13 protein-coding genes are annotated in these 13,362 nt (G+C 71.8%); 5 read left to right on the top strand and 8 right to left on the bottom strand.

Translation table 11 applies throughout. The features are described 5' to 3' along the window. Positions 1-53: 53 nt before the first annotated feature. From ACZ4TO_RS00355 to ACZ4TO_RS00345, 3 genes are all read right to left on the bottom strand, one after another. Positions 54-497: a hypothetical protein gene (locus tag ACZ4TO_RS00355; protein ID WP_468022943.1), complete on the bottom strand. Its 444-nt coding sequence runs from the start codon at positions 495-497 to the stop codon at positions 54-56. Then, positions 494-1,309 (bottom strand): bestrophin-like domain, encoded by an 816-nt coding sequence (locus ACZ4TO_RS00350; protein ID WP_382784712.1) that lies wholly within the window; start codon positions 1,307-1,309, stop codon positions 494-496. Before ACZ4TO_RS00350 ends, ACZ4TO_RS00355 begins: the two co-directional genes overlap by 4 nt. A gap of 207 nt (positions 1,310-1,516) precedes the next feature. Continuing rightward, complete coding sequence (locus ACZ4TO_RS00345) at positions 1,517-2,278, bottom strand: hypothetical protein (protein WP_468022942.1); 762 nt, start codon at positions 2,276-2,278, stop codon at positions 1,517-1,519. A gap of 193 nt (positions 2,279-2,471) precedes the next feature. On the opposite strand from ACZ4TO_RS00345, the gene ACZ4TO_RS00340 reads away from it, so the two are divergent. Together ACZ4TO_RS00340 and ACZ4TO_RS00335 are read left to right on the top strand one after the other, a co-directional pair. Next, entirely contained in the window at positions 2,472-3,614 is a 1,143-nt protein-coding gene (locus tag ACZ4TO_RS00340; RefSeq protein WP_468022941.1) for a winged helix DNA-binding domain-containing protein, read from the top strand. A 36-nt stretch (positions 3,615-3,650) separates the two neighbouring features. Beyond that, positions 3,651-4,355: a hypothetical protein gene (locus ACZ4TO_RS00335; RefSeq protein WP_468022940.1), complete on the top strand. Its 705-nt coding sequence runs from the start codon at positions 3,651-3,653 to the stop codon at positions 4,353-4,355. 88 nt (positions 4,356-4,443) lie between these two features. Here the strand turns inward: ACZ4TO_RS00335 and ACZ4TO_RS00330 are convergent, their stop codons facing one another. Both ACZ4TO_RS00330 and ACZ4TO_RS00325 read right to left on the bottom strand, forming a co-directional pair. Continuing rightward, on the bottom strand, positions 4,444-5,148 hold the full coding sequence (locus ACZ4TO_RS00330) for a response regulator (protein WP_382784723.1): 705 nt from the start codon (positions 5,146-5,148) through the stop codon (positions 4,444-4,446). Further along, positions 5,145-6,410: a sensor histidine kinase gene (locus ACZ4TO_RS00325; RefSeq protein ID WP_468023760.1), complete on the bottom strand. Its 1,266-nt coding sequence runs from the start codon at positions 6,408-6,410 to the stop codon at positions 5,145-5,147. Before ACZ4TO_RS00325 ends, ACZ4TO_RS00330 begins: the two co-directional genes overlap by 4 nt. A gap of 359 nt (positions 6,411-6,769) precedes the next feature. Between ACZ4TO_RS00325 and ACZ4TO_RS00320 the strand changes: the two genes are divergently transcribed. The 3 genes from ACZ4TO_RS00320 (at position 6,770) to ACZ4TO_RS00310 (ending at position 10,799) form a co-directional block, all read left to right on the top strand. Next, on the top strand, positions 6,770-7,462 hold the full coding sequence (locus ACZ4TO_RS00320; protein ID WP_382784726.1) for an ABC transporter ATP-binding protein: 693 nt from the start codon (positions 6,770-6,772) through the stop codon (positions 7,460-7,462). Then, positions 7,459-9,873, top strand: coding sequence for an ABC transporter permease (locus tag ACZ4TO_RS00315; RefSeq protein ID WP_468022939.1), 2,415 nt, complete (start codon positions 7,459-7,461; stop codon positions 9,871-9,873). The genes ACZ4TO_RS00320 and ACZ4TO_RS00315 overlap by 4 nt, the downstream gene beginning before the upstream one ends. Before the next feature lie 284 nt (positions 9,874-10,157). After that, entirely contained in the window at positions 10,158-10,799 is a 642-nt protein-coding gene (locus ACZ4TO_RS00310) for a hypothetical protein (protein ID WP_468022938.1), read from the top strand. A 28-nt stretch (positions 10,800-10,827) separates the two neighbouring features. On the opposite strand, the gene ACZ4TO_RS00305 is transcribed toward ACZ4TO_RS00310, so the two are convergent. The 3 genes from ACZ4TO_RS00305 to ACZ4TO_RS00295 form a co-directional block, all read right to left on the bottom strand. Next, the gene (locus ACZ4TO_RS00305) at positions 10,828-11,211 is read right to left on the bottom strand and encodes a VOC family protein (protein WP_385037539.1); all 384 of its coding nucleotides are present in this window, start codon (positions 11,209-11,211) and stop codon (positions 10,828-10,830) included. Between the two features lie 58 nt (positions 11,212-11,269). Beyond that, positions 11,270-12,484 (bottom strand): glycoside hydrolase family 3 N-terminal domain-containing protein, encoded by a 1,215-nt coding sequence (locus ACZ4TO_RS00300; protein ID WP_385037542.1) that lies wholly within the window; start codon positions 12,482-12,484, stop codon positions 11,270-11,272. 280 nt (positions 12,485-12,764) lie between these two features. Further along, positions 12,765-13,292, bottom strand: coding sequence for a DinB family protein (locus ACZ4TO_RS00295; protein ID WP_451075262.1), 528 nt, complete (start codon positions 13,290-13,292; stop codon positions 12,765-12,767). Between the last annotated feature and the right edge of the window lie 70 nt (positions 13,293-13,362).

Below are 13,362 nucleotides of genomic sequence, written 5' to 3'. Positions count from 1 at the left end.
GGATGGCCGCGTGACGCGTGAAGCCCTGCCGTCCAGAGCCGGGGGGCTGTCGCTCAGGCCTGGTGTGGGCTCTCGACGATCCGGGCGATGACGGCCGCGGCCTGTTCCGGGTGGCGCTCCAGCCATGTGCCGAGGTGCGCCTGGACAGCGTCCCGGACGCAGGCGTGTACGGCGCCCGTGTCTCGTACGTCGGGGTGTACCGCGTCGCCGTCGCCGCCCAGACGAGTGCGGGTGGCTCCGTAGAACTCGGGGGCGTCCAGCTTGACGGACACGACGGCCGTCAGGCCCTCGCCGACGTCCTCGAAGGCCGGTCGGGGATCACTGGCCGACAGCAGGCGGCTCGCGGGCGTATGGCCGGCGGAGGGCCGTCGCGCCGCGTCGGCGACCCCGTCGAGGCCGTGGACGGCACCGTTCGAGGCAACGCCGAGGCCTCTATTTGCGAAACTCGGCGTACGGCGGGCGCTGTTCAGCACCTCGTGCCCACGGAGTCGCCTCACCGGGCCCAGTACTGGGCGAGAGCGCCCTCTCTGAACGGGGCCGGGGTCACGCTGAGTTCGCCGGCGAACGGGCGGTCCAGGACGAAGACCAGGAGCAGGCTGAAGCCGACGAGTCCCGCGACCGAGGCGACGAAGAGGATCTGGACCCTCAGCTTGCGCATGCCGTACAGGAACGTCAGCGGGACCAGGACGAGTGCGCCGCCGAAGGCCAGGACCTGGAGGAGCGGGGGGAGTTCCTGGCGCGCCATGGTGATGCGGGCGCGGCGCTGGGAGGCGACGTCGTTGAGATGGTTGACGGCCTCCTCGTAGAAGACCTGCTCGCTCTGGCTCTTCGGGTCGTATCGCTGGAGTGTCTCGAAGGCGGACCGGAGGTGGGTCTCGGTGGCTCCGTAGCTGGGGTTTCCCTCGCGCATCCGGGGCCACTGGTCCTCGACGACCGCGTGGACGTATCGGTCCATCGTGGCGTCGAGCCGAGCGCGGACCGGCGCCGGGAACGCGGCGGCGTCCCGGGTGATGAGCGCCGCGTCGGTGGCCTCGGAGGCGACGATGGTCTGGGTGTCCTCCAGTTGGGTCCAGAGCGTGACGATGACGAAGGCGAGGATGATCCCGTAGATCGCGCCGAACATGCCGAGCGTCACCCCGACCATCTCGTTGTGTTCGCCGCGGGCCACCGAGGGGTACCTGCGGCGCAGCAGCACGCTGCCGCCGACAGCGAGGAGGACGGTTCCCCCGACGATGACGACGGTCAGCGTGAAGGTGCTGTAGTGGTTGAGCAGCCAGAGCGAGACGTGCGGGGATTCCAGAGCGGACACGCCTGCCCAAACGCACGGAGTTGATCAGTCGCTACGGGTGCGACCGGCAAGTTCACACCACCGAGTGAGAGATCGTCGAGCGGGCGCGCGTCGACCGTGGCCCCTCCGCGCGCGTCGACCCGTGGCCCCTCCGCGCGCGGCGACCGTGGCCCCCCTCCGCGCGGGGTGGTTCGGCTCCCGTCCGCGCGAGGCCGTCGGCTCCCGGCCCTACGCGGAGGGCAGTTGGTCGTACGTCCGGAACGTGTAGGACGCGTCGTACGTCATCAGGTTCCCGCTCGGCGCGGGCAGCCCCAGCCGGCGGTTGAGCGGCCCTGCCAGGGGCCCGCAGTGTTCGGCCGCGGGAGCGGTGAAGGTGTCGTCGTAGGCAGAGAACTCGATGATCGGCGGATCCTGGGAGACCCACTTGGAGGGGCCCGACCGCTTGAGCTGGAAGTCGACCGGCGTGCTCGCCCCTACGGTGCAGCCGTGCGGCAGCAGCGGGCTCGACAGCCGGAAGCGCAGGCTGAACTGCCCGGTGTAGAAGTCGGATCGGCCCCCGTACTCCGGCTCGACGGCCAGGCGGAGCTGTCGTGCGCGCACACCCGCGGCGGTGCCGGTGAGCCCGCCCGGAACGGCGGTGGGAACGCTGTGCATCGCGCCCCAGACCTGCGCCTTGGAGCCGTCGGGCATCGGCCCCTCGGCGTGCGTCATGGTGATCGGAGCGAGCGTCACCTCGACCTTCCCCAACGTCAACCGGGGCGCCGCGGTGTGGACTTCGCACCGCCACAGAGCCGGGTCGGCCCCGGCCGGAAGGGCGGGGCAGTCGCTGAAGTCGGTGGCGATCGGCGGGGTGGCGGAACCCGGTTCCGCGGAGGCGAAGCTCGGGGTGTACGCCCCCACGAGCCCCGTCAGGGCGGCGGCCCCGGCGAGGGCGAGCGCGGCGCGGCGGGAGAGGGACGGACGGCGGCCATCGGGCGTCGTGTTCAACATGACCACAGCCTCCTGGCCACGACCGGGCGACCGCCATCGGTGACGCCCCCGCCTCGACCCTGAACGGACCCTGACGTTCTGTCAGGGATGGTGTGCGGTGCTTCTGCGGGGTTCCTGAGGCCTCCGCATGTCACGCGGCGGTTCGCGACCCGGATCGGTGCCGCCGATGCCGTCCGGGCGGGATAATCCGGGCGTGACCCTCACCGCGCGGCAGCTCACCCTGGCGACCCTGGACCGGCAGCTCCTCCTGGAGCGCAGGCGCCTCGACGTGGCGGAGGCGGTCCGCCGGGTCTGCGCCGTCCAGGCCCAGGCGCCCGCTTCGCCCTACCTGGCTCTGTGGAACCGCGTGGAGGGCTTCATGCCCGAGGATCTCGACGCGGCGTTCACGGACCGGCGGATCGTGAAGGCGACCCTCATGCGGATCACCCTGCACGCCGTCCACGCCGACGACTACGCGCCGTACCACGCCGCCATGGTCCGGAGCCTGCGGGCGTCACGGCTGTACGACCGCCGCTACACCTCGACCGAGTTGAGCGAGGAGGACGCCGACACACTGCTTCCGCGGCTCGCCGAGTTCCTGGCCCGCCCCCGTACCGGAGCCGACGTGGAGGCCGAGTTCACCGAGAGCCTCGGCGGTGACGCGCGCCGCCTGTGGTGGGCCCTGAGGACGTACGCGCCGATCCAGCACACCCCGATCGGCGGTCCGTGGTCCTTCAAGCTGCCGAACACCTATCTCGCCTCGGCCGTCGACCCGGCCGACGAGGCGAAGGACGCCGCGGCGGGCGTACGGCGGCTCCTGCTCTCCTACCTCGGGGCGTTCGGACCGGCGTCGGCACCGGACTTCGCACGCTTCACCCTGCTGGGGCGGCCCGTGATCACCCAGGCGCTGAGCGAGCTCGGCGACCAGGTGGTGCGCGTTCCCGGGCCGGCCCGGGCCGCACTGTTCGACCTGGCGGGCGCCACCGTGCCCGCCGAGGACACCCCCGCGCCGCCCAGGCTGCTGCCGATGTGGGACAGCACGCTGCTGGCCCACGCCCTCCCGGGGCGCCTGATGCCGCAGGAGTACCGGCCGCTCGTCGTCCGGCGCAACGGCGACGTCCTGCCGGCCCTGCTCGTCGACGGTCAGGTCGCCGGGGTGTGGCGCGCGGCGGACAACGGCCTGGAACTGACCGCGTTCCGCAAGCTCGACAAGGCGGCCTGGCGCGGCCTGACCGAGGAGGCGCGGAAGCTGGCGGTCCTGCTCGCGGACCGCGACCCGGCCCCGTACAGCCGCTACAACCACTGGTGGGACAAGGGGATCCCGGGCGTCGAGAGCAGGACGGTCAAGGGCGAGTGAACCGGGCCCGCATCAGGGCCTCCTAGGATCTCTCGTATGGCGAAGCGCAAGGTTCAGCGGCGGGTGCGGGCGATAGTGGGGGAGGACCCGACGGCTGTGGTCTGGTGCGAGATCCACAAGGGGATCCCGAAGCCGCCCGCGGACGTCCACCGGGCCGCGGGCAAGGGCCGGCTCAAGCCGGGGCACCACTGGCTGCTGTACGTCGGGGCCGTCGCGTTCTTCTTCGTGGTCGTTCCGATGATGCTGATCGACCGACTCGGTGACCGACTCGGCGGGACGCGATCGGAGCCGCGGTCCGGGCGGGGCCCGGGAGGCCGCTCAACAGCGGCCGACCGTAGGGCCGTTGACGGGCAACGGTCGGCAGGGGGCCGCGGCCGCGGGGAGGACCCGACCAACGGGGTTTTTGACGGCGACTGGAACCTGACCGCGGGCCGGCTGCTCCTGGGCTGGTACACGCAGTCGCCCAATCCGAAGCGTTTGGTGATGCTGACCAGCGACCGCGTCTGCGTGGCGGCATCGCCTCGGCGCAGGCTGTCGCCGACGAAGGCGGACGACTTCCGGATCGTCACGGAGTACCCGTACTCCGAAGTCCGGGTGGAGGGCGAGGCAGGCCAGCCCCGGGGATTCGCCACGTTCCGGCTCCACTTCAGCGACGGCTCCTGGCTGGAGCTGGGCCGTCTGGCGGAACCCGACGACGCCGACAGGTTCCTGCGGGTCGTGGACCCGACCGTGAACCAGTGATTCGTACGACGCTGTTGCCGCGACCCGCGACCCGCGACCCGCGACCCGCGACCCGCGACCCGCGACCCGCGCCCCGCGACCGGCGGCCTCAGCCGGGGCCGGCCGGCCCCTGGGGTGAGATCAGCCCGCTCTCGTAGGCGAGGACGACGGCCTGCACCCGGTCCCGCAGATCGAGCTTCGACAGGATGCGGCCCACGTGCGTCTTCACCGTGGTCGGGCTCAGGAACAGACGGTCCGCGAGTTCGGCGTTGCTGAGGCCCGTCGCCAGCAGGCGCAGCACCTCCAGTTCGCGCGGGGTCAGCCCGGACAGGTCACGGTGGAGGCCGGTCCGCGGGGACTCCTCGCGCTGAGCGAAGCGCTCGATCAGCCGGCGGGTGATCGTGGGCGCGAGCAGCGCGTCGCCGGAGCGCACGAGGCGTACGGCTGCCACGAGGTGCTCGGGGGTGACGTCCTTGAGCAGGAACCCGCTCGCCCCGGCGGTGAGCGCCGCGTACACGTAGTGGTCGAGGTCGTACGTCGTGAGGATGACGACCCGGGTGCCGGGGGAGCCGTCGGCGGCTTCCAGGCCGCTGCCGAGGATGCGCCGGGTGGCCTCGATGCCGTCCATCCGCGGCATACGGATGTCCATGAGGACGACGTCGGGACGGGTGCGTCTCACGGCGTCGACCGCCTCGGCGCCGTCCGCCGCCTCGGCCACCACCTCGATCCCGTCGGCGGCGAGGATCATCCCGAAACCGGTACGCACCAGGGCCTGGTCGTCCGCGATGACGGCGCGCAGGGCGGGCCCGTTCACACCGCCTCCCACGGGACGCGGGCCGTGACCCGGTATCCGCCGGTGGGCGTGGGCCCGGCGGTGAGCCTGCCGCCGTAGACCGCGAGCCGTTCGCGCAGCCCGATCAGCCCGCGGCCGTTGCCGTCGACCGGCGGCGAGTCCCGTACCGCCCCCGTGTCGGTGACCTCTATCTCCAGCCAGGAGCCGGCGAAGCCGATCGCCACCGCGGCGCCCGCGCCCGCCGCGTGCTTGATCGTGTTGGTGAGCGCCTCCTGGACGACGCGGTACGCCGTGAGCTCCACCCCGGGAGGCAGCGGTCCGGGTGGCAGCGACACGGTCAGGCCCACCGGAGTTCCGGCGGCCCGCACCCGCTCGGCGAGGGCGTCGAGCTGCCCGAGGCCGGGCTGCGGCTCCAGGCCGTCGGCGGGAGTGTCGGCGCCCGCCTCGGTGCCCGCGAGCAGGCCCATCACATGGCGGAGTTCGGCCATCGCGGCGCGGCCCCCGGCCTCCACCGCCAGCAGTGCTTCCTTGGACCGCTCCGGCGCCGCGTCCATCACCTTGCGTGCCGCGCCCGCCTGTATGACCATCACGCTGACATTGTGGGTGACGACGTCGTGGAGCTCGGCGGCGATCCGGGCGCGTTCCTCCTCCACGGCCCGGCGCATGGCCTGATCCTGGGCCTGCTGGAGGTCCGTGAAACGCTTTCGGCTGGCCTCCAGCCGCAGGCGTCCGAGCCGGACGAGGCTCGCCAGCACCCCGACGACCAGGAGCACCACGGCGGGACTCGACCAGCCGGGAAGCATGGGATCCGCGTTCCGGAAGGCGAGACCGGCCAGCACGGCCGCGACGATCAGCCCGGCCAGCGCCCGGGTCCGGTAGCGGCTGTGCGCCACCGCTCCGTACGCGGCGATGCTGCAGGTCAGCACGTTGATCCAGGAGACGCCGTCCGCCAGGGCCAGTACGGAGACCGCGATGACTCCGAACGCGAGCAGCGGGTACGTGCGCCGGGCCGCCAGCGGCAGCGCGGACAGCACGACCAGGACCCAGGGCGCGGACCTGGGCTCGGTCGCCGGTTCGAACATCGGCCCGGGTTCGGGCACGGTCGGGGGGTACGGGATCGAGTCCCGGCCCTCGGTCACGGCCCGGGAGCTGATCCGTACCGGCCCGTCTCCGGGGTAGCGCGCCGCCACGACCAGCGCGACGACGGTCAGGACGACCGCCAGCACCACGTCCAGACGCACCGCGCGCCGGGACAGCGGGGCGGGCTCGCCCTCCGGCCGCATCGCGTCGCGGAGATGCGCCCACCACGTCCCCGGCCTCAGCACGTCGCCGGCCCGCTCACGCCAATGGCCGGCCCGCTCTCGCCACGGGCCCGCCCACGACGTGTCGTACCGCCGCCCGTACGGCTCCTCCTTCTCCATCCGCACATTGTGCGGCCCGGGAGCACGGGTCCACGTCCACCTGTGTGACCGGCACACCTGACCGCCAGGCGTACTCCTCGAGGAGGACCCCGCCGCCGGGTCCTCCGCGGGGAGGGCCGTATGTCGGTGCCGCGGCCGACGCGCCGCCGTCGCGTCCGCCCGTACGTTCACCGAGCCCGCTCAGGGCACCGGCTTCCCGACCACGAAGGACGGACACACCCATGAATCACGTGATCGAACTGGAGGGCGTGGCCAAGCGGTACGGCGGCGCCGACGCCGCGGCGCTCGGACCGGTCGATCTCGGCGTGGCCGAGGGCGAGGCCCTGGCCGTGACGGGGCCGTCCGGCAGCGGCAAGTCCACCCTGCTCAACCTCGTCGCCGGTCTGGACCGGCCGAGCGAGGGGACCGTGACCGTGGCCGGGCAGCGCATCGACCGGTTGAGCGAGCACGCGCTGGCCCGGTTCCGCCGCGAACGGATCGGCATGGTCTTCCAGTTCTTCAATCTGCTCGACGACCTCACCGTCGCCGACAACATCCAGCTCCCGGCCCAGTTGACCGGCACCGCCCGACGGGCGGCGGCGACCCGCGCCGGAGAGCTGATGGAGGTGCTCGGAATCCAGAAGCACGCCCGCGCCTACCCGGGACGGCTGTCCGGAGGAGAGCGCCAACGCGTCGCGGTGGCACGGGCCTTGGTGAACAAGCCCGCGCTGCTGCTCGCCGACGAGCCGACCGGCGCGCTGGACAGCGCGTCGGGGCAGGAGGTCCGTGAGCTGCTCGTGGACCTGCACCGCGGCGGACAGACCGTCGTCCTGGTCACGCACGACCTGGAGCTGGCCCGGGCGTGCGCGCAGCGCACGATCCATCTGGTCGACGGCAAGGTCGCGGTCGACACGCGCGCGGAGGCCGTCCGATGACCGGGTTCGGCAACGGTGCCCTCGGGCGGGTCGTGCGGTCCGGGGTCGGCAGGCGACGCGTCCAGACCCTGGTGATCGCGGTGGCCACCATGATGGCGGTGGCCTCGGCCGTGGTCGCCGGTTCGCTGATGGTGGCCACGAACGCGCCCTTCGACCACGCCTTCGCTCGGCAGCACGGGGCGCACCTCATCGCGCAGCTCGACCCGAAACGGGCCGACGAGGCCCAACTGGCGAGCACCCGCGACCTGGAGGGGGTCACGGCGAGCGCGGGACCCTTCCCGTCCACGACGATCAACCCGATCGGCCAGGGCGGCGGACACCTGCCCGCGCTGACCCTGGTCGGACGGCCCGGTCCCGGGAGGGACGTGGACGCGCTCGACCTCAAGTCGGGCCGGTGGCCCCGCACTTCGGGTGAGATCGTGCTGTCCGCCTCGTTCCAGGGGCCGGATCTCGTACTCGGTGCGACCTTGAAGAGTTCCGACGATTCGGACGCGCGCACGCTGACCGTCGTCGGCTTCGCGCTGTCCGCGAGCGGGAGCGCCGACGTCTGGGCGACGCCCGCCCAGGTCAGGTCCCTCGCCACGGGGGAGAGCGTCCTGGCGAGCCAGATGCTCTACCGCTTCGACTCCGCGGCCACGAAGGCGCAGATCACCGCCGACCGCAAGAAGCTCGCCGCCGCTCTGCCCTCCGGCGCGCTGGTCGGCACGCAGTCGTGGCTGGACACCAAGCGTGCCGCCGATCAGGGTGCGGCGGCGACGATCCCGTTCCTGTTCGCGTTCGGTGTCCTCGGCATCGTCATGTCGGTGATCATCGTCGGCAGCGTCATCAGCGGCGCCGTCGGCACCAGTCTGCGTCGCATCGGCATCCTCAAGGCCATCGGATTCACCCCGCGCGAGGTCGTACGGGCCTATGTGGCCCAGGCGTTGATCCCTGCCGCGGCCGGCATCGCCCTCGGCGTCGTCCTCGGCAATCTGCTCGCCGTGCCGCTGCTGAACGACACCGAGTCCGTGTACGGCACCGTGTCGCTGTCGGTGGCCTGGTGGGTGGATGTCGTGGTGCCGGCCGGCGCTCTGCTCGTGGTGGCGGTCGCGGCGCTGTTGCCCGCGCTGCGGGCCGGGCGGCTGCGGACGGTGGAGGCCATCGCCGTCGGCAGGGCGCCGCGCACCACGCGCGGTCAGTGGGCGCACCGCGCGGCCGGGCGGCTCCCGCTGCCCCGGCCGGTCACGTACGGCCTCGCGAGTCCCTTCGCGCATCCTGTCCGCGCGATCGCCATGGTGCTGGCGGTGACCTTCGGGACCGTGGCCGCGACGTTCGCGGTGGGGCTGACGCAGTCCCTCAACGCGGTGGCGAGCGCGCAGGATCCCGAGAACAGCGCCGATGTCACCGCCATCAGCGGGGCAGGCGGCTCGGGTCCCGGTGCCGGTCGGGTGCAGCAGGCGCCCGCGGCCGGTTCCGGGCGTGCCCAGGCCCCCACGGGGTCGAACCAGCGGCAGCCGTCGGCCGATCCGGAAGAGGTGCGTGCCGCGATCGCGAAGCAGTCCGGCACCGCCTCGTACTACGGCACGGCGTCGGGCGACGCCACGGTGGCCGGGATCTCCGGCACCGTCCGGGCCACCCTCTACCAGGGTGACTCCCGCGCGGGCGCCTACGAGATGATCGCGGGGCACTGGATCACCGGGCGGGGCCAGGTCGTGGTGCCCACCCACTTCCTGGAGCGGACGGGCACCAGGATCGGCGAGTCCGTGCGGGTCACCTTCCAGAAGGAGACGGTGAGCCTGCGGATCGTCGGCGAGGCCTTCGACACGTCGGACGACGGCATGCAGGTGCACGCGGACCTGGCGAGCTTCTCGAAGGCGGAGCCCGGGGTCTTCCACATCGAGGTCGAGCCGGGGGTGTCACCCGCCGAGTACGCGCGGAAGCTCGCCGCCGTGGTCGAGCCCCTGGGCGGTGCCGCCTTCGCCGAGTCCGCCCCCGAGGGGGAGAACATGATCGTCCTGCTGGAGGCGATGGCCGCGCTGCTCACCCTGATGCTGGTCTCTGTGGCGGGCCTCGGCGTGCTCAACTCCGTCGTCCTCGACACCCGCGAGCGCGTCCACGACCTCGGAGTCTGCAAGGCGCTCGGCATGTCCCCCCGGCAGACCGTGAGTCTCGTGCTCGCCTCGGTGGCCGGCATCGGCGTGGTCGGCGGACTGATCGGCGTCCCGGCCGGGTTCGCGCTGCACGACTACGTCCTGCCGGTCATGGGAGAGGCCGCCGGCACCCGCCTGCCGCCGTCGGTCCTCGACGTGTACGACGGCACGCAACTGGTGCTGCTGGGCCTGGCCGGGGTGCTCGTCGCCCTCATCGGCGCCATGGCCCCCGCGGGATGGGCGGCCAAGGTGCGTACGGCCACGGCCCTGCGCACCGAGTGACCCCTCCCTCGACGCCGTACGGCCGCCCACCGAGTCAAGGAGGTGCGACCGTACGGCGTCGAGGGGGCACGAACCGTCCACGCGGGGGCCGGGTTCGGCCGGTTCGGCCGGGGTGACCGTTGCCGGGCGGTGGACAGCGCTCCACGTCCGGCGACGGTCCCTGGCGATGGTCGACCGAATGGCTCGGGCCCTGCCTGGGTAGACCAGTTCGGCGATGGAGGGCACGTCGACTCGGCGGGCCCGGAGTTGGTTTTCGGCTTCCCTGAACGGGAGGACTGGCGTACGTGGAATCCCAAACCGTCGTGAGTCTGGCGTCCACGGGAATCGCGGGGCTGGCCGTCGCCGCGAGTCTGGTGACGACGCTGCTCTCCCTGCGCGCGCAGCGGGAGAGCACGCGTGACGCCCTCGAAGCGCAGGAGCGACTGTCCAGCGCACAGGAGGAGGCGCTTCAGCAGCGGTCGCACGCACAGGACTTGCGCGACAGGCGAGCCGAGGCTTACCTCGCCCTGATGAAGTGGGCCGACCAACTGCTCGCAGCACTGGACGAGATGGACGAGGTGACCAAGCCGTACCTGGCCATCGAGGAGTGGAACACTGCCCCCGGTGTCGACAACCTGCTCGACCTGTACGCCTCCGATGCCGTCCACGTGCGGTACGCGGCTCTCCGCGGCAGGCTCATCGGACTCGTCGTGGGAGTCGTCGCCACGGACGGTCCGCGGCTGCCGAAGCTGGTGACCTGGACCGAGTCCGAAGGTGTGGTCGGCGACGTCGTCACCGAAACGGGGCCGGCGTGGAGCACCTGGTCCGAGCGGGACGAGGCTCGCGTCCGGTTGATGGATGAGGCGATCGCCCTGGTCGCGCGGGTCCGGGCAGAGGTGCAAGGCCGGGCCGGCAGTGGGTACTTCGTCATCTGGCGGTTGGTCTGACGGGCCCGGGCGAACTCGGGTTACGGGGCTATTCTCCGTCGAGGCACAGGCAGAACGGGTGGCCGGCCGGGTCCAGGAGGACGCGGACGTTGTCCTGCGGCTGGGAATCCGACACCGTGGCGCCCAGGGCGACCGCCTCGGCGACCGCTTCGTCCAGGTCGCCGACCTGGAAGTCCAAGTGCATCATCGGGCGTTGCCGCCCGTCGACCGGGGGCCACACCGGAGCCCGGTAGCCCTCGGCCCGCTGGAACACGAGGAACGGTCCCTGCGGGGAGGCGGCGACCACGGCCGTCCCCGGTTCCTCGTGGCCGACGGGCCAGCCCAGAAGTCCGGAGTAGAACGACGCCAAGGCGCTCGGGTCCGGCGCCTCGATCGTCGTACCCCACCACATGCCACCCGTTCGCGACTTCATGACGGCAGCTTGCCCGATGACTCGGATCTTGTCGCGCACGTTCCGGAGCCGACACGGGTCAACTGCAGGTGAGCAGGCCCGCCTTCTGCTTGGCGTTCAGGATGCGGTGGACGCTCTGGTTCACCTGCGTGCTGAAGGCCGAGCTCTGCGTCATCCGGCTCTGCACCGCCTTCGTCATGGCCGGGATCAGGTTCGGCTCGACCGTCAGGACCACGTCACCGCCGGCGGAGAGGAACTTGACCGCGCGGTCGCCCGGGGCCACGGCCTTCACCGCCACCGCGTTCCCGAGGTCGTCCGAGATGACCACGCCCTTGAACCCCAGGTTCTTGCGCAGCAGCGTCTGGATCACCGTCGAGGAGAACGCGGCCCGGTTCTTCGCGTCGATCTTGCTGTAGGTCGCGGACGAGATCATGACGAACGGGGCCCCGGCCTGGATACCCGACTTGAACGGCGTGATGCTCGAACTCGTGCTGGTCGTCACCGTGTCCACGACGCCCGCCGTGGTGTCGGTGTTGCCGCGCACATAGCCGAGCCCGGGGAAGTGCTTGAGCGTGGCCAGAACCCCGGACTGCAAGGAGCCCTCGAGGAACGCGTCGCTGTGCGGGGCCACGACCGCGGCGGTGTGTCCGAACTCGCGGTTGAACTTGCCGATCGGCGGATTGCCGGTGCCCAGGCTCGCGGGCACGACATCCGCGACGGGCGCGAGGTTCAGGTTCACGCCGGCCGACTTGAGTTCCTTGGCCCACCCGGCCGACGCGCTGCGCAGTTGCGTCGTCGTCCACGTGCCCTGCGTCAGCGCACTCGGGATGGTCGAGAAACCGGGGCCGGACAGCACCTGCACCTGACCGCCCTCCTGGTCGGTCGAGACCAGGAGGCCCACACGATGCCCGGCCACGGTGTCCGCCTTCGCCTGCAGGCCGTCGACGACACTCTTGGTCGCCGCCGTCCCGGCCTTGCTGCGCCCGGCGAGGAACACCGAGCCGACGTGGTACTGCTGCATGAGAGCGATCCGCTTGCTGTCCGGAGCGGACGGCGTCACGCCTCCCATGAAGAGCTGACCGACGCGCTGGGCGGTCGTCATCGCCGAGTACGTTCTGTCGGCACATGTGGACGCGGCGAGCTTCGAGGGCGGTGTGGACGGATCGATGGTGGCGGCCCGCGAGACCTGCACACCCGCCACTCCCGCCGCGGCGAGCGACACCGCCAGCGCGGATGCGAGCCAGACACGTCGGCTGACGCCGGGGCGACGGGTGGGCGACTGGTGGGATGCCATGAAGATACTCCGAAGGTGCCTGCTGGGGACCGCTTGCATCGTGAGCGGGAAGTCAGTTGCCTGATCCAGGGTACCTCCGCGTACATCGGCTGAGTCCGGGCGTACGGCCCCGCCTTTCGGCGGGCTCGACGCGTGCTCGCGAGTCTGCGCGGAGCCCGGTCGGCACACCTTCCCAGGACAGGCAGGCGGCGCGGTGGACAGCGCGGCGGCACATTTGTCCCTATAAGCGTAGTGGGGGTGGTGGGGGACTTCCACCGATGCCCCGACAGGCCGGGTGGCCCTAGGCGTCGAGCACGAGATAGCCGTCGACGCGACTGAGCCGGTCCGATTCGGGGTCGGGCGGAAGGGCGTGGCCCAGACTGTCAGCCCGGACCTCGCCGATCCACTGGTCGTGCTGGTACTCGTGGTTGATGAGCGTGGTCATCAGATGGCCGGCGACGACGGTCAGTTGGGCGGGCGCGCCGACGTTCCCGGCCGCGATGTCGCCGATACGGGCATGCACGCGTCCGGCGACCGCGCCACGGAACGCGGAGAGCCGCTCGACCGTGGGCAGCGCCCCACGGAACTTCTCCGGGTTCGCCGAATCCATGATCCCGTCGAGCTCCGGATCGGGGCTGGGCTCCGCCGCGGTGAGATTGCGGATCATGAAGTGGGCGACGTGGGCCTGATGCCCGAGATGCCACCCGATGGCACTGGAATCCTCATGAGGCCGCCAGACCACCTCGTCCGGCGTGAGATCCCGCCACAGCTCGTCGGTGTAGGCCCGGGCCCGGTCGTACTCGCGCAGCAGCGCGGTGAGGTCGTACATGGCACCACCTGTCGGTGTTGAGGGAGAAAGTCGGTGTTGAGCAGGAAATGGGTGCAGTACGTACTACGGT

This window comes from Streptomyces sp. NPDC028298, from assembly GCF_055565895.1.
This window is presented reverse-complemented; position numbering and strand designations above follow the sequence as displayed.

Bases quoted from the DNA above. Each gene is read 5' to 3' on its own strand.
- ACZ4TO_RS00345 (WP_468022942.1), bottom strand. From the start codon at position 2,278: ATGTTGAACACGACGCCCGATGGCCGCCGTCCGTCCCTCTCCCGCCGC.
- ACZ4TO_RS00335 (WP_468022940.1), top strand. From the start codon at position 3,651: ATGGCGAAGCGCAAGGTTCAGCGGCGGGTGCGGGCGATAGTGGGGGAG.
- ACZ4TO_RS00325 (WP_468023760.1), bottom strand. From the start codon at position 6,410: ATGCGGCCGGAGGGCGAGCCCGCCCCGCTGTCCCGGCGCGCGGTGCGT.
- ACZ4TO_RS00320 (WP_382784726.1), top strand. From the start codon at position 6,770: ATGAATCACGTGATCGAACTGGAGGGCGTGGCCAAGCGGTACGGCGGC.
- ACZ4TO_RS00315 (WP_468022939.1), top strand. From the start codon at position 7,459: ATGACCGGGTTCGGCAACGGTGCCCTCGGGCGGGTCGTGCGGTCCGGG.
- ACZ4TO_RS00305 (WP_385037539.1), bottom strand. From the start codon at position 11,211: ATGAAGTCGCGAACGGGTGGCATGTGGTGGGGTACGACGATCGAGGCG.
- ACZ4TO_RS00300 (WP_385037542.1), bottom strand. From the start codon at position 12,484: ATGGCATCCCACCAGTCGCCCACCCGTCGCCCCGGCGTCAGCCGACGT.
- ACZ4TO_RS00295 (WP_451075262.1), bottom strand. From the start codon at position 13,292: ATGTACGACCTCACCGCGCTGCTGCGCGAGTACGACCGGGCCCGGGCC.